24 protein-coding genes are annotated in these 22,303 nt (G+C 41.7%); 11 read left to right on the forward strand and 13 right to left on the reverse strand.

What is annotated here, in order from left to right; translation table 11 throughout:
- Positions 1-68: 68 nt before the first annotated feature.
- The 3 genes from U2718_RS08150 (at position 69) to U2718_RS08160 (ending at position 1,875) form a co-directional block, all read left to right on the forward strand.
- Positions 69-335, forward strand: coding sequence for a hypothetical protein (locus tag U2718_RS08150; protein WP_341997719.1), 267 nt, complete (start codon positions 69-71; stop codon positions 333-335).
- Positions 336-491: 156 nt separating this feature from the next.
- Positions 492-1,127 carry a thermonuclease family protein gene (locus tag U2718_RS08155; RefSeq protein ID WP_411813250.1) on the forward strand — a complete coding sequence of 212 codons (636 nt, stop codon included), beginning with the start codon at positions 492-494 and terminating at the stop codon, positions 1,125-1,127.
- A 178-nt stretch (positions 1,128-1,305) separates the two neighbouring features.
- Positions 1,306-1,875 (forward strand): HdeD family acid-resistance protein, encoded by a 570-nt coding sequence (locus U2718_RS08160; protein ID WP_341997717.1) that lies wholly within the window; start codon positions 1,306-1,308, stop codon positions 1,873-1,875.
- Positions 1,876-2,084: 209 nt separating this feature from the next.
- Here U2718_RS08160 and U2718_RS08165 read toward each other — a convergent pair whose 3' ends face one another.
- The gene (locus U2718_RS08165; RefSeq protein WP_341997715.1) at positions 2,085-3,671 is read right to left on the reverse strand and encodes an alkaline phosphatase; all 1,587 of its coding nucleotides are present in this window, start codon (positions 3,669-3,671) and stop codon (positions 2,085-2,087) included.
- A 169-nt stretch (positions 3,672-3,840) separates the two neighbouring features.
- Positions 3,841-4,608, reverse strand: coding sequence for a class II glutamine amidotransferase (locus tag U2718_RS08170; RefSeq protein ID WP_341997713.1), 768 nt, complete (start codon positions 4,606-4,608; stop codon positions 3,841-3,843).
- 241 nt (positions 4,609-4,849) lie between these two features.
- On the opposite strand from U2718_RS08170, the gene U2718_RS08175 reads away from it, so the two are divergent.
- Both U2718_RS08175 and infC read left to right on the forward strand, forming a co-directional pair.
- Positions 4,850-5,038: a helix-turn-helix domain-containing protein gene (locus U2718_RS08175; protein ID WP_341997711.1), complete on the forward strand. Its 189-nt coding sequence runs from the start codon at positions 4,850-4,852 to the stop codon at positions 5,036-5,038.
- Between the two features lie 153 nt (positions 5,039-5,191).
- Positions 5,192-5,659 carry a translation initiation factor IF-3 gene (gene infC / locus U2718_RS08180; protein WP_411813251.1) on the forward strand — a complete coding sequence of 156 codons (468 nt, stop codon included), beginning with the start codon at positions 5,192-5,194 and terminating at the stop codon, positions 5,657-5,659.
- Positions 5,660-5,963: 304 nt separating this feature from the next.
- Here the strand turns inward: infC and U2718_RS08185 are convergent, their stop codons facing one another.
- The 7 genes from U2718_RS08185 to U2718_RS08215 form a co-directional block, all read right to left on the reverse strand.
- Complete coding sequence (locus tag U2718_RS08185) at positions 5,964-6,254, reverse strand: putative quinol monooxygenase (protein WP_341997709.1); 291 nt, start codon at positions 6,252-6,254, stop codon at positions 5,964-5,966.
- Positions 6,255-6,691: 437 nt separating this feature from the next.
- The gene (mtnB, locus tag U2718_RS08190) at positions 6,692-7,321 is read right to left on the reverse strand and encodes a methylthioribulose 1-phosphate dehydratase (RefSeq protein WP_341997707.1); all 630 of its coding nucleotides are present in this window, start codon (positions 7,319-7,321) and stop codon (positions 6,692-6,694) included.
- The gene (locus U2718_RS08195) at positions 7,314-7,961 is read right to left on the reverse strand and encodes an HAD-IB family phosphatase (protein WP_341997705.1); all 648 of its coding nucleotides are present in this window, start codon (positions 7,959-7,961) and stop codon (positions 7,314-7,316) included. Before U2718_RS08195 ends, mtnB begins: the two co-directional genes overlap by 8 nt.
- Before the next feature lie 24 nt (positions 7,962-7,985).
- Positions 7,986-8,537: an acireductone dioxygenase gene (locus U2718_RS08200; protein WP_341997703.1), complete on the reverse strand. Its 552-nt coding sequence runs from the start codon at positions 8,535-8,537 to the stop codon at positions 7,986-7,988.
- Between the two features lie 158 nt (positions 8,538-8,695).
- Complete coding sequence (locus tag U2718_RS08205) at positions 8,696-9,043, reverse strand: hypothetical protein (protein ID WP_341997701.1); 348 nt, start codon at positions 9,041-9,043, stop codon at positions 8,696-8,698.
- 169 nt (positions 9,044-9,212) lie between these two features.
- On the reverse strand, positions 9,213-9,593 hold the full coding sequence (locus U2718_RS08210) for a hypothetical protein (protein WP_341997699.1): 381 nt from the start codon (positions 9,591-9,593) through the stop codon (positions 9,213-9,215).
- A gap of 27 nt (positions 9,594-9,620) precedes the next feature.
- On the reverse strand, positions 9,621-10,241 hold the full coding sequence (locus U2718_RS08215; RefSeq protein ID WP_341994204.1) for a hypothetical protein: 621 nt from the start codon (positions 10,239-10,241) through the stop codon (positions 9,621-9,623).
- A gap of 579 nt (positions 10,242-10,820) precedes the next feature.
- Here U2718_RS08215 and U2718_RS08220 point away from each other — a divergent pair.
- The 5 genes from U2718_RS08220 to glpD all read left to right on the forward strand — a co-directional run bounded on the left by U2718_RS08220 (position 10,821) and on the right by glpD (position 16,207).
- Positions 10,821-11,546: a hypothetical protein gene (locus tag U2718_RS08220; RefSeq protein WP_341997697.1), complete on the forward strand. Its 726-nt coding sequence runs from the start codon at positions 10,821-10,823 to the stop codon at positions 11,544-11,546.
- Between the two features lie 310 nt (positions 11,547-11,856).
- Positions 11,857-12,141 (forward strand): DUF3303 domain-containing protein, encoded by a 285-nt coding sequence (locus U2718_RS08225; protein ID WP_341997695.1) that lies wholly within the window; start codon positions 11,857-11,859, stop codon positions 12,139-12,141.
- A 198-nt stretch (positions 12,142-12,339) separates the two neighbouring features.
- The gene (locus U2718_RS08230) at positions 12,340-13,419 is read left to right on the forward strand and encodes a glycosyltransferase family 4 protein (RefSeq protein ID WP_341997690.1); all 1,080 of its coding nucleotides are present in this window, start codon (positions 12,340-12,342) and stop codon (positions 13,417-13,419) included.
- On the forward strand, positions 13,419-14,360 hold the full coding sequence (locus U2718_RS08235; protein ID WP_341997688.1) for an LD-carboxypeptidase: 942 nt from the start codon (positions 13,419-13,421) through the stop codon (positions 14,358-14,360). The genes U2718_RS08230 and U2718_RS08235 overlap by 1 nt, the downstream gene beginning before the upstream one ends.
- Positions 14,361-14,536: 176 nt before the next feature.
- A complete protein-coding gene (gene glpD, locus U2718_RS08240) occupies positions 14,537-16,207 on the forward strand; it encodes a glycerol-3-phosphate dehydrogenase (RefSeq protein WP_341997686.1) in 1,671 nt (556 codons plus the stop codon).
- Here the strand turns inward: glpD and U2718_RS08245 are convergent.
- The 3 genes from U2718_RS08245 to U2718_RS08255 form a co-directional block, all read right to left on the reverse strand.
- Positions 16,194-16,646 carry a response regulator gene (locus U2718_RS08245; RefSeq protein ID WP_341997684.1) on the reverse strand — a complete coding sequence of 151 codons (453 nt, stop codon included), beginning with the start codon at positions 16,644-16,646 and terminating at the stop codon, positions 16,194-16,196. The genes glpD and U2718_RS08245 overlap by 14 nt on opposite strands.
- A gap of 358 nt (positions 16,647-17,004) precedes the next feature.
- The gene (locus tag U2718_RS08250) at positions 17,005-18,549 is read right to left on the reverse strand and encodes an NAD(P)/FAD-dependent oxidoreductase (protein ID WP_341997683.1); all 1,545 of its coding nucleotides are present in this window, start codon (positions 18,547-18,549) and stop codon (positions 17,005-17,007) included.
- Positions 18,546-20,177: a cyclic peptide export ABC transporter gene (locus U2718_RS08255; protein WP_341997681.1), complete on the reverse strand. Its 1,632-nt coding sequence runs from the start codon at positions 20,175-20,177 to the stop codon at positions 18,546-18,548. Before U2718_RS08255 ends, U2718_RS08250 begins: the two co-directional genes overlap by 4 nt.
- A gap of 301 nt (positions 20,178-20,478) precedes the next feature.
- Here U2718_RS08255 and U2718_RS08260 point away from each other — a divergent pair, with 301 nt between their 5' ends.
- A complete protein-coding gene (locus U2718_RS08260) occupies positions 20,479-21,603 on the forward strand; it encodes a hypothetical protein (RefSeq protein ID WP_341997679.1) in 1,125 nt (374 codons plus the stop codon).
- On the opposite strand, the gene U2718_RS08265 is transcribed toward U2718_RS08260, so the two are convergent.
- The gene (locus U2718_RS08265) at positions 21,596-22,063 is read right to left on the reverse strand and encodes a DNA phosphorothioation-associated protein 4 (RefSeq protein WP_341997677.1); all 468 of its coding nucleotides are present in this window, start codon (positions 22,061-22,063) and stop codon (positions 21,596-21,598) included. The genes U2718_RS08260 and U2718_RS08265 overlap by 8 nt on opposite strands.
- Positions 22,064-22,303: the final 240 nt, after the last annotated feature.

Here is a 22,303-nt window from a genome sequence, read left to right on the forward strand (position 1 = left end):
TGTAAATAAGGGGATTTTTTTGACAATTTTTTATCAACTAAAAATTTTGAAATCTAACTAGTAGAAATATGAAGCAGAATCGATTTCTGGTTTTAGTGATGTCTGCTGCTATTACTAGTAGCGCCTTATTTTTTTCTATGACTTCTGCCCAAGCAAGTTCTGAAAAAAACACAGGCAGTTCTAATGAAAATGTTAAAACTGAAGATACTAGTAGCTCAATGGGTGGATCTATGCTTTTAGGTAGTTTGTTAGTAGGCTGTATTTACTTGTTGAGCCGCTCTCAAGAAAGAGAAAGTGCAGCAGTAGTAGAAAAAACCAATACTTACAAAGATTAAAAATCTATTGCATATCTAGAGGTAAAGCAAGCTAGTTTAACACTGGAGGAAGTAACTCGTAAAAGCTAAGTATGTCAAAAAAAATGGATACCAAAAGTATGGGGACGTAGCATAGCTGTGTCCCTATTTGTTTGTCTAAATTTCTTTGTGGCTACTGTGATTCTGGCTTCTTTTCATTTTGGTATTATCAATCCACAGAGAATTGGATGTTTTGATGCTGTGAAACTGACCAAACAGGCTTTGATCTGGCTTTGTGCTGCTATCATCATTTTAGGTTTAATAGGATGCGATCGCCTCTTGCCCCAGCTTTTCCCCTCTGGCGATATAGTCGAACGAGTCAGCGACGGTGATACCCTCAAAGTCAAAGATTCGCAAGGCAACGAGTTTAACGTCCGTTTTGCTTGTGTGGATGCACCAGAAGTACCGCATTCCAACAAAGAAAGAGAAAGTAAAATAGCAAGCGATCGCAATCAATTTACTTGGGGTGCTAAAGCGCAAGAACGGGTACAGCAGTTGGTACAACAAGGAGGCGATCACGTCAAGTTAACGGTAACAGATAGCGATCGCTACGGACGCAAAGTTGCTGAAGTACGCTTGCCGAATGGCACGTTTGTTCAAGAAGTATTGGTGCGTGAAGGATTAGCGCTGGTTTATCGTCCATATTTAAATAAATGTCCGAGTCGAGACACAATTCAACAAGCCGAAGCACAAGCCAAACAACAACAGCGAGGTGTTTGGAGTGATGCCAAGTTTGTTAAACCTTGGGAGTATAGAAGTCTTTATAAAAAGTGATTGGGTATAGGGAACAGGGGACAGGTGACAAGGAACACAGAGAAGAATTCTTCCCCATCTTCCCTATCTCCCTCCTCTTCCTAACCCCTATTCCCCAATCTACCTTAGGGTTCTAAAAAGTTCGTGAAAAATTCCCTAGCTTAATCGTAGAGTTCACAATACTAAGGAAAAAATTTATATGACAACCAATGTTTCTAGCGACATTAACAAGAGTTTTAATAATTCGCTCCTAATTGGTGTTATTTTGATTGTTCTCGGAATTGCTGCGATCGCTGCACCTGCCGTCTCCACAATTTTTGCTGAAACTTGGATTGCTGCGATTTTAGCTAGTGCCGGGGTTAGTAAACTCATCTATGCATTTCAAACTCGCGATCACGGAGGCTTTATTTGGAAGCTTTTGTTAAGCGGATTGTATATCGGCACTGGTGTGATGCTGTTTGTTTACCCTTTAACAGGTGTCCTGACACTGACTTTACTACTAGGTAGCTTTTTGTTAACTGAAGGCATATTCGAGCTAATTCTGGCATTGCGGTTGCGTCCCCAACAAAACTGGACATGGGTGTTGGGTGATGGCATTATAACCCTACTTTTGGGTGCAATGATTTGGTTCCAATGGCCCTTCAATGCGCGTTGGCTAATTGGGACATTAGTTGGTGCAAGCGTTCTGTTTACTGGCATTTCACGCGTCATGCTGTCATTGAATGGGCGTTCTACTTTGAGTCAATCTAACCAACCTACTGGGGCTTAAGCTGGGTTGAGTAGGGTAATACCGTTTTTTCTCTTTCCCAGGCTCCAGCCTGGGAAAACATTGATTGAGGCTCTGCCTGATGATTGAAGACGGAGCCTTACAGTTTTCATTACAATGCTCTGCATGGTAATGAGAAAAACTTCAAAAGGGGGTTAGGGGGAATCGAGGATTGGTGTAACTATCGATAAACAAAAAATCCCTGAAATAATTTAGACTTGCTGTATCCCTGGACGACCATTTTCAACAATAAATGCAGCACGCTTACTAATGGAGCCAGACTCAGTTATCACATCTGACATCACTAGAAAGTCTGCTTGCCAGTTTATAGGAGTTAGCAAGCAACGGACATATCCACGTTGAGCGTTAAAAAACTTAATGTGTGGGTTATCTGGGAGATAAGCTTCTACCGTAGGGTTTGTGTCTGCCCCATTGCCACCAGAACTAATTGATGTACAAACGAATTCACTTCCAACTGTTGTGGATTCTGGGCGATCAAAGTCAGCCTTGAGATCCATTGCCCAGTGGGAATGTACATCACCAGCCAAGGAAACTGGATTAGAGGGTTTGCGCTGTTCTAGAAAACTCATCAGTCGGTTGCGAGAAGCCAGATATCCATCCCACTTATCCATACTGAAAGTTGCGCCTTCCCCAGGTGTCATATCTCTTTGAGCAATAGGAACCTGTTGAGCCAAAATGTTCCATTGAGTTTGTGAAGTATTTAAACCTTCGAGTAACCAATTTTCCTGTGCTTTGCCAGTAATCGTTGCATTTGGATCGAAAGTTCCTGCACAACGTTCTTTGGTTCCATCTCCACAGGGCTGATCGGTACGGTATTGACGAGTATCTAGGACGTGGAATGTTGCCAAGTTACCGAAAGAAAGTCGGCGGAAAAGCTGCATATTTGGCCCTTCTGGTCGAGAGAATGGACGTAGTGGCATATGTTCGTAGTATGCCTGATAAGCTACTGCTCGACGAGCTAGAAATTCTAGAGGATCTTGATCGTCATCGTCGAGTTGAGAGATGGCATTAGCATAGTTGTTTTCTACTTCGTGATCATCCCAGGTAACAATCCAGGGAAAAGCAGCATGGGCAGCTTGGAGGTTGGGATCGGTTTTATAGAGGGCGTGGCGGTTACGATAATCTTCTAAAGTTTTTATTTCAGAGCCGTTATGTTGCCTCACACGTCCTTGTACGATAGGCCCTTCATAAATATAGTCACCCACATGCACCACTAAATCTAGATCTTCCTGAGCCATGTATTTGTATGCAGTGTAATATCCCTGCTCGTAATGCTGACAAGAAGCAAGGGCAAAGGTAAATTTATTTACATAGCTGCCTGGTGAAGGTGCTGTACGAGTACGCCCAATTGGACTAGCTTCGTTGCCTGAGATGAATCGATACCAGTACCAACATTCGGGCTGAAGTCCTTCAACCACAACTCGAACTGAATGAGCTAATTCTGGGCTGGCAATCGCAGTACCCCTAGCTACAATTCGCTTCATTTGGGGATCGGTTGCAACTTCCCAGCGAATTGGAACGATCACAGGAGACATTCCACCGCCATTTAAAGGATCGGGAGCCAAACGAGTCCAAATTACTACGCTGGTTGGATAGGGTTCACCTGATGCTACACCCAGTTTAAAAGGATAATCGGGAAATCTTGCTTTAGCGATCGCTCTTGGATGAGAAAATTGGCTCGCGATCGCTAAACTAGTTAATGCCCCTGTACCAATGATCAGGTTACGCCGCTTGATCCGAGTGTTTAGAAACCGCTGAAAATTCTGGTAGTCCATCATACTTTCCCCCTGGCTAACAGGTAAATGAAAGCAGAGAAACAGATAACACAAAGCAGGCAGAATCATCACATCTGCCAGAACCAAAATGTTAACTGTTACTTTGCCGAGAAGAAGCTACCATTGAGACTTTAATGATTTGCAAAGGTGAAGTTAATATCAGCTTAATTCTCTACTTGATTGGTAAACCGTCTTTAAATACCAGCAATTCCCCTGGAGCGATTGGTGTCCACACTTCGTTGTCAGTCAGGGGAGTAGTAGCAATAACGGCAACGCGATCGCTGGGAGTAGTCAATTCTCGAAAATCTACTGTTACATCTTCGTCTATCAAATGGGCAGCAGCAAAGGGTGCTTGTCGAACAATGTAGCAGAGTTTAGTTGAGCAATGAGCAAAAAAGTGTTCGCCATTGGTTAGTAAATAGTTAAAAATACCTGTAGAAGCCAGTTTATCAGTAATTTCTTGCAAGACTGGATATAACTCTTCTAAAGGAGGCTTCCCAAAAGGAAAGCGTTCTCGCAAAGTTTCTAATATTAAGCAAAAAGCTTTTTCACTGTCGGTGTTACCCACAGCTTGATAAAACTGCATACCAAGCAAAGAAAAATTCGGTAAATCGCCATTGTGGGCAAATACCCAATATTGCCCCCACAATTCGCGGCGAAAGGGATGGCAGTTTTCTAAAGCAATTTCTCCTTGGGTGGCTTTGCGAATATGGGCAATCACGTGGGTAGAGTGGATGGGATAGCGTCGCACAAAATCTGCGATCGGAGAACTGACAGAGGATTTGGGATCTATAAAAAACCGACATCCTTTTCCTTCAAAAAAAGCAATGCCCCAACCATCGCTATGATCGTCAGTTTTTCCTCCTCGTGCCGAAAAGCCCTCAAAAGAAAAGCAAATATCCGTCGGAACATTGCAATTCATTCCCAGCAGTTGACACATGGTAGTTGCGATTGTGAACTTTAGACTAATTGTCTGTGGTCTTAAGATACTTCAGAATGCGTCAACCTGTCTGGCGCAATGATTACTTTGTTTATAAAGGCGAGCAATAAAATATTTGGCGATCGCTGATTTCAACTTGCTTTGTTCAAAATTTCTTTATTATTTTTAATATTTTTCAATAATTAGTTACAATTTAATTTAGATAGCAATCTAATTACGATTGCAAGGAAGGCAACAGCGTATGCAAATGCAAGGTGTTTCACTGGCAGAGGCAGCAAGACGTTTGGGCATGAGTCAGAGCGATTTGTATGTAGCTGTGCAAAAAGGGCAAATCCCTGCTTTTAGAAGAAATAGGAGAACTGTAATTCCTCAAGCTGCATTAAGAGCGTATCAAGTTAGGCATCGTCCTAACTCTGATTACAGACTTTAAGCTTCTCAGAGAAGTATTATTTTTAACCCATCACATATGCTAACTATGTCCGCATCTATGTTCATAGTTAGCATTGTGTTACCTTAGCATTAATTGCAAATCAAACTGTTGAACAATTGAGAGGAAATAACTATCGTAGTCCAAAAACAACTTATTAACTCGCAGATCAAGTCACCTCAAGTCTTCTTGATCGATCATGAGAATAACAATCGTGGTCTTGTCAACACCCGTGAGGCTCTACAGCTAGCCGAGAGCGTAGATCTCGATTTAGTAGTAGTCTCTGAAGGCAAAGAGGCTCCTGTGGCGAAAATTCTCAACTACGGCAAGCTTCAGTATCAAAAGAAAAAACGTCAGGGTCAGAGTTCTAGACCTACAGTTAAGGAAGTTCGGTTTCGTCCCAATGTCGGTACGGCCGATTACAATTTACGCATCACTCAAGCTACCCAATGGTTGAGTAAAGGCGATTCTGTTAAGTTTACCATTCGTTTACGAGGTCGAGAGCATCAATATCGTGATGCTGCGGGAAAACTTTTAGACCGTATTGTCAGCGATCTCAGTTCAGTGGGTAAAGTACAATCGCTTGATAAACGCTCACTAATTGTTCAAGTCATTCCTGCCTAAATAGAGCTTTGTGCGATCGCTAAGTGAAACCAAGCGAGCAACGACTGAAAATTATTCAAAAATTGCTGGCAGAGAACGACTGGGTTGCAGCAACTAAAATATCTGGGCATTCTGATTGAATCCTAAGATTTTAAGAGTGATGCAGTCATAAACTAAACTTTATAGATTTGCTGCTACCGTTATTACCAACTTTTCCAAATTGCCCCTCCAGGTTGACTTTACCTTGAGGGGCTTGCTGTTATCATGCTGGAAGCAAATTTGGAGGCACAATAACATCAAGAGATTGTCAATGTTCTTTGCAATACTATGCCAAAAGTTGATAGCGACGAATATCTGGTTCAGCCGCAACTAAACCATCTAGTTGAGCTACTGCCTTATTAATATGAGCTGACGCGAGATGAGCATCAAGAGTATCATTGGAAGCCCATTCCTCAACAAAAGTAAAGTCTGTTGGAGTGGATTGGTTTTGTAATAATTCATACTTGATACAACCGTTTTCTTGGCGAGTAGGCTCAATTAATTCCAGTAGCACAGCTTTGAGTGCTTCGACTTGATCAGGTAGAGCAATCACACGGGCAACAACGCGAGTAGTCATGTGTTAGTGGTTAGTAGTTAGTGATATAGTGGTTCTGCTGATAATCTTGCCGTTAAAACCGAGAATTTGTCTTCTAAACCCACCCGTACAGGAGTTAGTGGTGAGCCAGCGCGCTCTTGGGGATCTCCCCCATGTAGACGCCCTCCGGGCGGTGAGGGCTTCCCGTAAGGGTATGCGAACCCCCATACTCCTACTCTACGAGAAGGGCTACGCCTAACGGAGAACCCGCAGGATATCCGAAGGGCTTCTCGCAGATTACCCGGAGGGTTAATGGCCAACAGCTAATAAGTGGTTAGGCAAAATTAAAGTTATGGGTAGAGGCAAGGGAACAGGGAACAGCAAAAAAATGTGTAATTAATTTTGTTTAGATACTTAGTTAGTGGTTGTTTCATTACTCTCTTTGTCCCCTTGTCTTTGTGTCCCCGCGTCTCCCCCTTTCACATTATCCCTATCCGATGACCTGCAACCATATAACGAAAAATATACTCTACTAACTCAATATAATTACGAGCATCTATGGGAGAAGTTGCCCACACTGTAACACCGTGATTGCGGATGAGTAGGGCAGGCACTTGCGGGGGAGTTACACTGAATCTCTCTTTAATCTCATCTGCAATCAGCTTCACCTGTAGATGGTTTGCAAATACAGGCATTACACAATTTGGATTTTCTTCCCACACTCCCAGTCCTTTCAGCATTTCCAGTGCTGGCAGAGGTAAGACATCTCCTGGGGCAAAGCAAGAAACTAAATTTGCCTCAACTGAGTGGACGTGATAGCAACTGACAGCTTCGGGAAAAAGATTGTAAATTACCTGGTGAATGGCAGTTTCAGCAGAAGGTTTAGAATCATCCGCAGTTAGTTCAACCCTACCATCTGGATAAATCCGAACAAAATCACCCAGTGCTAATTCGCCTTTAGATTTTCCACTAGCTGTAATCCAGAAGCTACCATCAGGTAAACGCGTTGAGAGATTGCCCGCAGTTCCCACCATCCAGCCTTGTTGGTAAAAATGACGGGCAGCAGCGATTAACTCTAGACGGGCATCAGTTAGGATTGGGCTATTCATGGGTTGAAACTGAATTCCACAATTTTGCTAAGTAGTCACGCACTTCTAAAAAGTCTTGCCAGGGAATGTAGGGTTTTTGGTGTTCTTCTAAGTATTGGGCAAGGCGATCGCGGGCAAACACTATCGGTGTTTCTAATGCCATATTTAAGTCGGTAAGAGAATCACCAATAGCAATTTTCTCATCAACCAAGTACTTTTCCATCACTTGTACCTTGGCGACTAATTCCGTTCCACCCTCAAATTCCGAGTGTACTTGAAAGTATTCACCACTAGTATCTATATCTACTGCATGGAGAGCATGAATTCGTGGCATTAGTTCACCCAAAACAGCCTCTACCATCCCCCGCAGACCCCCAGAAATGACAACTAAAGGCACTTTTTCTGCTTCTAGAAAATTCAGCAGTTCTGTAAATCCTGGACGAATTTTTTCATACCGTGTAAATTCTAAAACTTCAGGGTAGCGAGAGGATGGGATTGATTCTAAAATTCGCCGCACCCCCTCACGTAGTGTCAACTCTCGTGCGTACATTTGGGGTATCAACTGCCCAGAAAGCTGCGGCGCAAAATGCTTGAGAACTGCAACAAAGGTTTCTTTTACAGTAATCGTGCCATCAAAGTCACAAAAAACGATTCTCTTCACTTCCTCTCCCGCAACCCAACTTTTTCAGGCTACCACCTGATGGATACGAATTAGTGTACCTGTATATTCGGGAACCCACCCTTCTGTACCAGCGAAATAACGTACTGCTTTAACTCGGCGTGCTGGTGTGAGATAAAACCAATGTTCAGTTCCGGCTGGTACGTTAATATACTCTTCTGGCTGCACAGTTAGTTCGACTTGAGTGCGATCGGGACGCACAAAGCCAAAAATTGCTTCTCCTGCAACAATGTAGCGAACTTCATCGTCTGCATGAGTATGAATTTTGTCAAATTTTGTCAAAAGCCCATCAAGATTTGGTGTTTCTGGATGTAGAACAATCAAATCACGAGATTCGTAGCCAGCAGTTTGTTTCAATTGCTCAAAGTAGCCGTCTAAAGCTTCAAGGACTTGTTCTTTTTCGTCTTCATTAAGACTATCTTTTGCCAACAACTGATTTAACTGGGGATTTTCTCCTACAGACCAGCGATTGAGTTGGATATTTAAGCATGCAAGCTCGCGAGTAATGTCTTTTAGTTCAGTGTATGTCTTGCCGTCTTCTAGCTGTAATATAGCCATGATTGACCTCCTGCACAGATGAATATTATACGGTATCTCGCTCAACTTAGTAGTATATTCATAGGACAGTAGTATGATTAATACGGTCATACTAGCAAAAAGCGATTTTTCATCAATGGTTAACAGGTTTTGAGTACAGCCAAATTACAGCTTAAAGCCTAAGGATCGAGGTTAAAAGATGCTTTATGAATGAGAATATCATTTTGAAATTGTAGCGTCACACTCCAATACGGATTAGGATCATCTATTGTTTGAGATTCATTATCAGTGGAATAAACACCATAATTATTCCATTGGTAAATTTTCTCGCGAATCTTTCCACCAGCAAAATTGATTTCATTTTGATAAATTAAAACACCATCCCAGCCAATAATCGAACGAACTTCCGCATAAGTCATTCCTGTAGAGATAGAATTATATAAATCTTGTTTGATTTGATTAGACTGAAAACCCGTTTGCTGAATCTGTATATTTCCTTGGGGATGTTGATGAGGTATTTTGAACATAGAGTTCATATACAAGCTCGGAAATTGATTCAAAAAAAATTCTTTATGGGAATAGATAAAAGCAACCCATCCCGACAGCCCAATAGATAATAGTATTAAATATTTCATTTAAAAAAGGGTGGAATATCCACCCTAGAACGTTTTCAGTTGACATCAAACAGTCTGAAGATTAACGAACACCTGCTGTGGTTTCGTGCGCATTACTGTATGAATTCATAATGCTATGAATCGTTCCATAAACTTTAGTGTAATTACTTTCATGGTAGTTACCATATAGAGAAGAACCAGCAGTATGAACGGTAAAATCATCAAATGCTACTTCTTTGCCACCCCAAGTATATTTAACGTCTACATCACCATCTACATAAATCTTATCTGCCCAAGATTCGTATTTTTCATTCCGAGTTGAATAGGTTTTAGAATCAAGATTCAAATCAGTTTTTGTTGTGGTGTGAGTATTTGTCCACTCGTTACGAACAAAAGTTTCACCAGCCAAAGCAGGGGTAGCAAAAAAAGCAGCCAGAATTGCCAAGCCAAGAACTTTCTTCATGGGTGTATCCTTTTTGTGAAATGAGAATTAGTTGTCTTTTTCAGCCTCAAATGTTGGTAATGGCTGAGGCTGGAACCTCGTAGACTGTTTATTAGGTTCATTTGTATTATTTCTGGTTATAGTCACCCCTTTACAGACTCCATATATAGTTGGGAAACTTTCGGGGGTTAATTGGATGCCAGCACCGATGAGTTCAGCACAAGCACGAGCATTGATAATCTCTAAATCATATTGAGTCTTACGAGCAATCGTTTCTGCCATGCTTTTGCAGGTACTCTCTAGTCTTCCACCTAGAGGAATTACAAAAGCAGCGTTTAAACCATAAGAAGCATTTTCTGAGAAGCTAATTCCATCAAAGGAACTAAAGGAAGTTCCTAGAATTAAGGATGGGCGAGGGCAAACAACCTGGATTCCGGCGACGCCTTGAATTTTGTATGTCGCTGATTCACCAACGTTATAAACTCCGGTTTGATGAATAGCGGCGGAGTTGCGTTGCTGGTTATCAAGTGTTTGTTCTTGATTGGGTTGAGATTGAGAATTGACAGAGTTAGTGACAGTTTGCGCTTGGGCTTCTGCATTGATGCCGACTACTACGAGCAGACATAATAATGAATGGTGGGTGAATCTTGTGAAAGCTTTTTTAAGCATTTGAGTTTTTTTAAATCAAGTCAGTCATTGTGATTTGTAGTGATTGAGTTGGATGATGGTTTTGTGTGCGTTGTTGAGTACAATTTGATATTCCTAAAAACCACGCAAAAACACGAGGGGGGTTTTGGGGGATTAGGTGGGATCAATGCATGAAGTTATGTGTAGCGAAATCTATCTTTGTACTCCAGTGATTAAGATGTTTGTTTAAAAGAAGAATAAGGAAATATTGAAGAGAAGACAAAGACAGAAATAAAACAATCAATACTAAGTATGCTCTTATTTAGAGAATATACTGAAGCAAGATTTTGAAAGGATTGGCAGAATTTTATTCGCGAATCTACGTTTTTGTATATTTGCACAAACTATTAAAATCAGGTTTTTAACTGACGGAGGATTAAAAAGTGTGGTGAAAAGTGTTTGATTGCTGTAGATTTGAGTGTGACATCATACTTTGAAAATCTTTTTTATTTTGAGATAAAAAACTTTTAGTTGGCCAGATTCAACAATTAATTTTCGGCTGAGATTTTCTCGGTCGAGCAATTCTAATTGTCTAAAAAAATATTTAATGAGTTGTATTCGATGAATACTCAAGAGTTATTCGATATTGCTGATAAAGTCATCTATAAATCCACGGGCAAACATCTTAATGACTTACAAGCTGATTTATTGAAAGCGTCTTGCCAAAATCAAACATACGAGCAGTTTGCAAATGATCGCGGCTACTGTCTTGACTATATTAAGAAGGATGTAGGCTCAGTGCTATGGAATGTCCTCTCTCAAGCTTTGGGAGAGAAAATTACTAAAAAGAACTTTCGACAAGCTTTGGAGCGATATCAACAGGCTCAAGAATTTCTTAGCTTTCGGGATTCACAGCAACAGCAAGATGTTTGCGAGCTAGCTAAGACTTCGATTTTATCTAGATACACTCAAGAATTTGGCAAGCTTAAACAACTGCTCCGACAAGGGAAATACAAATTCGTAGCATTTGTGGCTTTGACGGAAATAGAACAATCTTCTTGGGTTGTAAAGCTGATAGAACCAATCGAAAATGAGTTTGATGGTGCAAGGGGGCGATCGCTCCCTCGTACTGAACCGCTAGCTAGTCTTGTGAGTGAACTTGTCCCCTTATTGCCAGATCAACAGCAATCAAAAATTCAGATTGGATGTTTACTTCAATGTTTATGTTCTGATGATTTTCTACTGGTTTTAGACAATGCTGAGGTTGTTTTGCAAGTTGACAAGTTAATCGCACAAGATAGCCATAGTTATGCTCCGATTTTGCACTTGGAAAAATTGAGAGGTTAGATTTAGTAGGTGTATTGCGCGGTTGTCGCTCTCAAAATAATGGCGCTTGTTCGCTATAGACGTGGTAGACGCGTTCGCCGTAGCTAGCGGCTACTTACGCTTATTCGCTGTTGCACCTACCGTAGGTACTGCTTCTCGCAGAGTAGCGCTACTACACACTAATTATCATGATTAACACCGACTTACTTATCAGCTTCAATGAGGCGATCGCCCATTAATATAGTGTCATATCAAAAACCTCTCAGTTGAATCAAGTGTCTACTAGTCCGAGTAAGATTGGGCAAGTTGATTGAAACTGAAGGACTATCAAATGCTGTTCATGATTGTTGAGCGATTTAAAGACAATGATATGCTACCAATCTATAAACGCATTCGGGATGAAGGTAGGATGTTTCCTGAAGGACTGAAGTATCTTGATAGCTGGGTGGAGCCGAATTTTAGCCGATGTTTTCAGTTGATGGAGTGTGACGACTTACGCTTGCTTCAAGAATGGATTTTGAAGTGGCGTGGTTCAGGAGCAACTTTTGAAATTGTTCCGGTATTGAGTAGTAAAGAAACCCAAGAAGTTGTCGAGCCACTGCTCAACCACTTGTAATTCCCTCACAGCAAAAGGAATTGCGGAGTATTTCGGTGATCAACTGAGTGATGAAGAAGTAAAAGTTATACAACAAGCACTCAACAAAATTCTTGGAGCGATCGCCATCCACCAGTAACCTTCAAAACAACTTCGATGTTCCTTTTGTGTTGAGTTTGTGCTTTAGTGTCTTTGTGGTTTTACCTCCTCACACGGCTGATGAGTGCTTCTGTTCAATCTCTAAAATTACTGTTTGTTTCCACTTCCGTTGGGCCTCTTGGTACAGGACTTGGTGGCGGTGTGGAATTAAGCGTGTATAATATAGCCCAAGAAATGATCCGCAGGGGTCATCAACTGCAAATCGTTGCTCCAAATGGTTCCACATGGAATTCACTACCACTAAAACAAATTCCCGGTAATTTACAAATTATTGCTCAAAGCCTGAAACGCACAGATCCCATCACTATGCCAGAAAATTCTGTGTTGGCAAATATGTGGGACTATGCGCGTCAAGTTCAAGATAACTATGACTTGATTGTAAATTTTGCTTACGATTGGTTGCCTTTTTACCTGACACCTTTTTTCAGATGCCCGATCGCTCATTTTGTCAGCATGGGTTCTCTGTCTGATGCTCTCGACCAAATTATCATCCAGATATCAAAGCAATTTCCCGGTACGCTTGGCTTTTACACTCCCTCACAAGCGGCGACTTTTCCTGAGATCACCCCACCCATATACTATTTAAGTAGCGGTATTGATTTATCTCTGTATCAATTTTGTACTGAACCAAAACAACAATTAGCTTGGTTAGGTCGCATTTCCCCAGAAAAAGCTTTGGAAGATGCAGTAGCTGTAGCAGAAACTACTAAAATTCCACTAAAGATTATGGGTAAAATTCAGGATGAATCATACTGGCAGCAGATTCGTCGGGATTTCCCCAATGCCCCTTTTGAATATCTGGGATTTTTACCAACTGAGCAGTTGCAACAGATAGTCCGCGAGTGTCAAGCTTTATTAATGACACCGCGTTGGGTAGAAGCATTTGGAAATGTGGCTATAGAAGCACTTGCTTGTGGAGTTCCAGTTATATCCTACAGTCGTGGTGGCCCAGCAGAAATAGTCCAAGATGGCAAAACTGGATTTTTGGTAGAACCTGATAGCGTTGCTGGGTTGGTAAATGCAACGCAGCGTATTCACGAAATCAACCGTCACACTTGTCGCCAGCAGGCTGAGGAAGAATTTTCTCTCAAAGCACTAGGCGATCGCTTTGAAAAATGGTTTAAGGAGATTATTTTTTAATGCCACCCCAAATTATTATTCCACCACCCCTCCAGCCAGGAGACTTACTCAGAGTCATTGCTCCTAGTGGTGCTTTGCGAGAATTGGGGGCATTTCAACGCGGAGTAGAGATTTGGCGATCACGTGGCTATAAGTTACAAATCATTCCAGAGATAGATGCCAAATGGGGATATCTGGCAGGTAAGGATGAAAATCGCCGCGACCATTTAGTATCTGCATGGCAAGATCCAGAATGTCGGGGCATTCTTTGTGCCAGAGGTGGTTTTGGCAGCACCCGGATTTTGGAAGAGGACGTGGGGAATATTTTTGATTGTTTCTCCGCGTCACCGCGTCTGGTTGTCTCCGTGTCTTCTCCTACTCCCAAGTGGTTGATAGGCTTTTCTGACATCACCGCTTTGTTGTGGAGTCTTTATCAAGCAGGGATTTCTGGTGTTCATGCTCCTTTATTGACTACAATAGCCGATGAACCAGATTGGTCGCTGCAACGCTTATTCGATTGGGTGGAAGGGCGTCCCCTTGCTCCTTTAAAGGGTTGTGGTTGGGGAGGCGGTGTTGCTAGTGGCATTCTTTTACCAGCAAATCTGACTGTGGCTACTCATCTTTTTGCTACACCCTTCCAACCAAAGATGGACGGTGTAATTATTGCTTTTGAGGATGTCACCGAGGCTCCCTATCGCATCGACAGGATGTTGACACAATGGCGGATGAGCGGTGTTTTGTCTAAAGTCCGTGGTATTGCCTTGGGGAGCTTTAGTAGGTGTGAAGCGCCACCCAATGTACCTAGCTTTAGTGTAGAGGAAGTTTTACGCAATCGCTTGGGTGATTTAGGTATTCCTATTGTCTCTAATTTACCCTTTGGTCATGAAGCACCGAATGCAGCTTTACCAGTCGGTGTACAAGCAACTTTAGATGGCGATCGGGGAATATTGGATATCTCTTAAGAAAAAGGCAGAAGGCAGTAGACGCGGTAGACGCGAAGCGGCTTCCGAAGGTACGGCTACTTGCACCAAGTCACTCCGCGCAAGAGCGTAGGTAGGGAAGAGGATTTGACTTATTTGTCTTATTCATAGCCGATGGTGCGCTGCCTGTGCAGGTGATTAGTTTTTAAAGGCTTGTTATGAATAATTTGCAGGCTACAAGTAATAACACGTATGACTTAGTAATAATTGGTGGCGGCATTAATGGAGCTGGCGTAGTACGAGATGCAGCACTAAGGGGACTCAAAACGCTCTTGATTGAGAAGAATGATTTTAGCAGCGGTTCGACAAGCTGGTCAACTCGATTAATTCATGGGGGATTGCGCTATCTAGAGACTTTTGAATTTGCCTTGGTGCGTGAATCTTTACGAGAGCGGGAAATTCTCTTGCACATAGCACCCCATTTGGTAAAACCACTACTACTGACGATTCCGATTTATCGCGCTCGCTCTCGCCCTTACTGGAAAATTCAAGCCGGGATGCTCCTTTACGATATTTTGAGCTTTGATAAGTCTCTGTTGTCTCACAGGATGCTACCAAAGCGAAAGTTTCAGCAGTTATTTCCCGATCTCGATCCTGAGGGTTTGTCTGGTGGTGCTCAATATTATGATTGCCAAGTAGCTTATGCTGAGAGGTTATGTTTGGAAAATATCCTTTCCGCTCAAGCAGCAGGAGCAGCGGTGCTTAATTATGTGCAAGTTCAGCAGCTACATCAACAAGGAAATAGGATTGATAGTCTTAGCTGTTGCGATCGCTTTACAGGTGAAGAAGTCAGGGTGAAACTGAGCGATCGGGGTGTAGTTGTCAATACATCTGGCCCTTGGGTAGACCAAATATTAGAATCGATTACCGCAAATGGGTTAACATCAAGCAAGAGTGAAAGTAAAAAAATCGGCCCGACGAAAGGTAGTCATATCATTGTCGATCCCTTTGCTGGCGCACCCATAACTGCATTGTATGTAGAAGCTAAAACAGATGGACGTCCTTTCTTTATTATTCCTTGGTTGGGCAAATACTTAATTGGAACTACAGATAAGCACTTTCAAGGCAATCTCGATCAAATCAAAGCTGATCACGATGAGATTGACTATCTGCTCACTGAAACCAATCGCGTTATTCCCATTGCTGGCTTGTCTCGTCAGGATGTCAAATTTACTTACTCTGGTGTTCGCCCCCTACCTTGGGAAGAAGGCAAGCAACCAGGAAAAATTACCCGCAAGCATATACTTTGCGATCGCACATCAGCAGGGATTGTTAATCTAATTTCTTTGATTGGTGGTAAAATCACGACTTATCGCCAAGTTGCGGCAGAAATAGTTGATGCAGTTTATCAAAAATTAGGTGAAAAAGCTCCTCCCTGCTCAACTCAGAATCAACCCTTGCCGGGAGCCATATTACCCAATGATTCTCGCCTCAACAAAGCTCTTAATGATTATAAGGATGTTATCTCACCCAGTTCAATTCATCATTTATTTTCAATTTACGGAGCAAGAGCGATAGAGGTTTTAGCCTTGACAGATTGCTCATCTGATTTAGCTGAAGTGATTACGCCTGAGCTACCAGATATTAAAGCCCAGATTGTCTATGCTGTAAACTCAGAACTGGCACGAACATTGGTAGATATTGCCCGTCGCCGCACGTTTGTGGCAATGCTGAATAATTACGGCTTGGACTTGTTACCTGTAATAACTGAAATACTAACTAAGCACTGTGGCTGGAGTTTACAGAATTGCGATCAGCAAGTAGAGAATTATTATACCTATATTCAACAAAATTGCATTCCCGATGATCAGCTAACTACTTATCAGTAAAATATAACTGCTGCTGAATAAGTTTTACTATTTCCATTAATAAATCTGTAGGATCTACAGGCTTTAGTAGATAACCTTGAAACCCACACTGAAGATGAAAATCGCTCTCTTTTTGTAAATCAATACCTGTTACTGCAATAGCAGGAATATTTCCCAGAGGCGGATTAAGAATTCGGATTTGACGAAGTAATGAATAGCCGTCAACTTCTGGCATGGCAAGATCGGTAATCAGAAGATGTGGTTGAAATTGTTTCATTATTTTTAAAGCTTCTAGGGCTGATGCTGCGGTTGCCACCTGAGCACTATTTTCTTCAAGAACAAAGCTGATGAAGGTACGGGTATCTTCATCATCGTCTACTACAAGTATCCGCAAACCGTCCAAAGTTTGAAAATCTTTTCTATCATCTTTGAGATGATAGTTTTCATAATTATCCGACATGATAATACTGCCTCCTAGTTGCTTGCTCAATTAGGGGGAAGTCCTGCTAGGAGCTAGTTGGAGCTGGCTACCTAGTGGGCGTATAAATTTCACCAAGTTTCATTAAATCAATTTTCTCTTGTCTCGGTCTTATTTCCTACGAGACAATTACTTTTCTTAAAATAATTACCACCCTGGTTAGATGTATTTCTGTTCAAACGCAGTTATTAATTTTCCGCTCTTTACCACTACCCCAGTATCTAATTACCAATCCCCAGTTCCTTTTGCATACAGCAGCCGGATAGATTAGGACAATGCCTAATCATTAAATAAGGACATTAAGCGGCTTTCAAGCCTGTTCCCTGTTAAGAGTTCCCTGCTATACCACATCCTTGAGCATTTCTAAATGCTTGTGTACGGGTGCTAGAGTATTTGCGGTAATCATTCCACTGGCTGCGACTGCTGGTAAACCGATGCCGGGAAATGTCGAGTCACCACAGCACAGCAATCCCTGTAAAGGTGTGCCAGAACCTGGGAAAAAACCTTTTCCGGCTGGAATCGCCGCACCGTAAGAACCCCGATGGCGGCGCAAAAAGCGTTCGTGTGTTAAGGGTGTACCAACAAGTGTTACTTCACATCGCTGACGAATATCTGGAATAATTCGCTCTAGAGCTTGCCACATAACTTCCGCACGCGATCGCTTCCTTTGAGCATACTCCTGACTTTTTCTTTCCATTCCCTGCCAAAGAGCGTACGGCTCGTTACCAGGAGTATAAACGTGAATTACGTGCTTGCCCGGTGGTGCTAATGACGGATCAAGAATTGAGGGAATTGACACCAAAACTACATTTTGAGGGGCTGTCACACCTTTTTCCCAGTCGTTAACTACAATGTAATGACAAGCAAGCTGGGAAGGCAAACCCTGAACATCGATACCAAGGTGGAGATGCATGAAACTATCACACTCAGGTGTACTAACTCGCTGTTCTATAAACCATTTCGGTACTGCTTGCTCTGGTAGTAACTTGAGCGTATCCCATACCGATGCATTTGATACGACAGCCCGTCGCACCCGGATTTCTTTACCATTACGTAGACGCACCCCTGTAGCGCGATTACCTTCTACGAGTACTTGTTCGACATGGGCGTTCAGTATTAACTGCCCACCGTGTTTTTCCAACCCCCTAACTAGCGCATCTACCAGTGCACCACTACCGCCCACCGGATAGTCAAGCACTACTCCTGGGCGATACCAGTCTGCAAACATAAATGCCATTTCTGCGGCACTGGTTCCATTGGCTGGTAATCCCGAAAGCAGAAAACAAAGTAAATCCAGCCAGTTACGAATAAAAGAGTCACAAACAACGCCCTCCATCACCTGGCTAAAAGCTCCCGTCAACTTGGTGATATTGCCAGCATGACGTAGCATCGGCAAAGCAAATCTACCCATCGTTATGACTGCACCCAGATCGAGACGCAATGCCGCAGGTGGAATGGCAACCGCGGCACTAGCTAGGGGTTCGATCACGCACTGAAGTTTGCGCCATTCGGCAACAGCATCTTGCCCGCGCAGACGAGCGAGAACCTCACAAAATTGATCTGCACCTACCGTCGTATCAAAATCACCTTCTGGCAAACAGCATCCCCATGTATCGTATGTCACCCAGGGTATATCCTCAGCGATCGCATCCAGTACTTGACGCAGAGGATTAGCAGAAGGTTTGTAAGATAGTCCAGAATATAAAGATGGCCCGGAATCAAATTTGAATCCGTTACGCTCAAAGGCATGAGCAGCACCACCGGGGATAGAGTGGCTTTCGCAGAGTGTCACATCAAAGCCATAGCGTGCCAGTATGGCTGCACAACTCAAACCACCAATACCGCTACCAATAACAACTACATCTGTTAAGTTTGTGTTGCTCATCTTGAATAAGGGTGCTGCTTGTCAAACACTACTTTACCGTACTCTAGTTTGACGATTCGGTCTGCGAGATGAAAATAGCGATCGTCGTGGCTTATTGCTAGCACTGTTTTACCTTTATCTTTAAGATTTGGTAACAGTTGGGTGTAAAAAAACTCCTTAAATATTGGATCTTGATCGGCTGCCCACTCATCAAACAAATAAATTGGTCGGTCTTCCAAGTATGCTATTAGTAAAGCTAATCGTTTACGCTGTCCTTGAGAAAGAGCAGTGGTAGAAATTTTACCATTTTCAATAGTTACTTTATGGTCTATTTGTAGTAGTCTCAAGTAATCTTGAATTTGATGGTCTAGAGTAGAGCTTTCTAAACCTAAAATTTCGTCAAATAGATAAAAATCAGAAAAAATTACAGAAAAATGCTGGCGATACCATTCCCGGTTTTGTTCGTTAATTAACTCTTCATCTAATCTAATTTCACCAGCATCAGGAATGTAAAGTCCAGTAATTAGTTTAGCCAGAGTTGATTTACCGCTACCATTTCCTCCTACAATAAATATCAATTCTTGTGGATAAAATGTTAAATTGATTGAGCCCAAAACAAAGTTATTGTCTTCTCTATCTCCATAATAAGTATGAGTAATGTCTTGAAGTTGTAAGCTCTTCCAAGAATATCTAATTATGGGTGGCTCTGTTAGTAATTCTGCTCTACTGCCTAGAGATAAACCCAGTGACTCAATTTTTTGCAATGCAATATTGGCTTTACTCAGATGAGGAAGCTTACTGATGATATTGTCCATTGGCAACATCAAGTAAGTAAAAGTTAAGATGTAACCAGAGAGAGTTTGCGAGTTGATAACAAGCAAATTGGGTAATACAAAGAGTACAAAACCGAGTGCAAAAAAGAATATAAGTTGTCCCCAGCTAGAAGTTGTAGCGAAAAGGGTTAAACCACCAATATTGTGAAGACGGTAGTTAGTAGCAGCTGATTGCAGTTTTTTTTCTAGAAAGACTTGACGACGTCGATAATGTAGCTTAAGCTCTTTTACTCCTTCAGTAATACTACGGAAGTGTTTAAACAGTACATCTTGATCCTCACGAGCAAGGGCAAGCAATTTCTCACCTCTATCCAACAACCACTTGCAACTAGCAATTGCCACAACAGCAAGGGCGACAACTAGTAGAAGGACTAACCAGGATAACCAGGTAATATACACTACACAACCCAGAACGATCGCCAAGTTTATAAACAAGAAAGGCATTTGGTAAACACCGTTGGCAACGGCTTGAACGTCTTCTGTGAGAGTTGCTAGTAGTCGGGGGTTTCCTAATTCTTCCAAATGGCTCAACTCGGAGAAGAGAATCTGGCGACTCAAGCGCATCCGTAATTTGAATACTGCATTCTGCGATAAGCGAATCAGCATAACTTGAGAAATAATGCTGGTAATGAGTACAACTATTGCAAGCCCTGCAAAGCCCCAAGCTATAATTGCTAGTGATGAAGTGGACTTGCTACTTGCTGCATAGCTGATTAGAGCAATCAGGCTAGCACTACTACCACCACTGAGAAATCCAGTGACAATGGCGATCGCTAGAACTTGCCAAGAATCTTTAAAAAGACGAATAATGTACACTTTTAGGCTGCTACATTTAACTAATATCTATTATTTCTTAAGGAGACTGGGTACTAGCGATCAAAGATAAGGAATTCTCCCTTATGCCTTCCTCAGATTGTAAAATATGTGGAAGTCTGCTCAAAGTAGCTTGATGCTAATGCAAATATCTCAGAGCAATATCTTCATGAACTCCAAGTATGCCTCGAAATAGTTTAAAATCTTTAAATTTCCAAGCTCTATTTAATTTTCAATTCTGTATCGTTCTGCTGTATGAGCAGTGAGATTTAAAGTTCGGGCTTTTACAGTTGGGGAATATTTTATGAGAAAGATATTAACAAAAGTCTTGGTGCTTTCAGGGATTGTGGTGTTTCAGGAAGTCCTTATGATTTCCAATAGCAATGCTGAGACTTTAAAGTTGACTCAACAAAGCCCTGACTGGGAACGTCTCAACTTTGCTCATAACGAGGATGAGCGATGCAAAAAATCAGATGATCCGTTTATAGTTCCAGCTTATATTTTTTCAACCCCTAATCAGAGTGTAATTTCATCGCCTGTTCTCAAAATTACTGGTTCTCACACAACTGCTCCACAAGAGCACAAACAGTGCGTCGATCAATCTCAACATCGCCCAGTTCTGTTCCTTACAAATCGCGAAAAATTGCAATACGGTTTTAAGGATACAGGGGATGGACACATTTTTGTTGCGAATGTGCGGCATATAAAAGCTGGCAATCATTCTCATACATGGTATGTTGCCAGCATTCCAGTCAAATCTGTAACTAGCATGACTTTTCAAGTTGCTATGCGGCGACAACCAGTTTTAGGTGTGCGTGGGATGCATAGCCAAATACGTATAGCTTTCAATGAACCCGTTATCCTCAAGCAGCAGTTTCCGGTTAATACGAATGAAGAAATTCGAGTTAACGAATTAATTTTCTCTTTCCAAGGCATCACTAAGTCTGGTGTGGAGATAGATTTAACTCGTGGTGTAGATGGCTCCTCTCTTTTGGCAGGCGGTATTTATACAACCAACGCAAAGCTATATGATGCATTTGTCACTAATTCCACCCAGTCAATGCGGCAATTTCGTCTCAATTTGCCGCGCGATCGCATGATTGCCTATATTCAAAAATTTATCAACAACAGTAATTATCGACGGTTGTCTCGTCATTTTGGTCTTTTTGGCAGCAATTGTAATAGCAATCAATACTACATTCTTGACAAAGTGATGAACAATTTTTATACTACTGTTCAAAAGCAAAATAGTGGCAAAATAGCTTTTTGGGATCCTGACAAAGCCTACAAAGGTCTTAAAGAGCGCGGACTGTTGGTAAAAGAAATAACTCCCCATGAAAGAGAGGTGGGAGCACGGGTATTTCTAGCAACTTTTGGTATTTCTGGCGCGAATTTGGCATCGCACCGAACAAGGCACAATATCAATTAACTTCAGAAAGGAATTTACTTAAATCAAATTCCTCTTGTTTTTCTTGCTTAAATCTTTCGGAATTTAGAATTAATAAAAGTCGTTCGGAGTAGTCTACTGCTCCTCGTAGTTCATTTTGCAAAATTTCTAGTCCACCATTAGCATACTCTTCAAAAATATGTATGCGTTGCTCGTCTGCTATATCGTTATCACCTAATATCTTAATGTCTGTTGTTTCAGCAATAGCCAATAAGTTAATTAAAAGAGCAAAGCTGCTAGCAAAGTAATCCTGTCGTAGTGGAGATAAATCTTTAGCTATTCCTTCTAGAGGAATTCTTTTTTTATGCTTTGCACCCAAGGCAGCAGCAAATGTTATTACTTCTACATAAGTTTGAAAAGGGCCAGTTGTATCTTTTGATGCTACTAATGCTTTGACTAATTCGACTTTATCTTTAGCAATCTTGATTCTATTAGCTGCCATTGTTTTGAGAGTGAGTATGTTACAATTTTAACTTAAATCTCAAAGTGATCGCATTCTCTTCTTGTGCTTTGTAATTTGTTTGAAAAATGCGAATGCTAAGGAAATAATTCCTTTACCCGCACCTCAACTTCTGGAAAAGCAACCAATGAAAGCGTCGCATTCTCATCTAAAATTATTTCTTGAGCATAGCTGTTATTGTTGCACCCGAAGATATTTTAAAAATAATCAATTGGCTGAATT

The organism is Chlorogloeopsis sp. ULAP02 (assembly GCF_038404745.2).
Classification (GTDB): Bacteria; Cyanobacteriota; Cyanobacteriia; order Cyanobacteriales; family Nostocaceae; genus Chlorogloeopsis.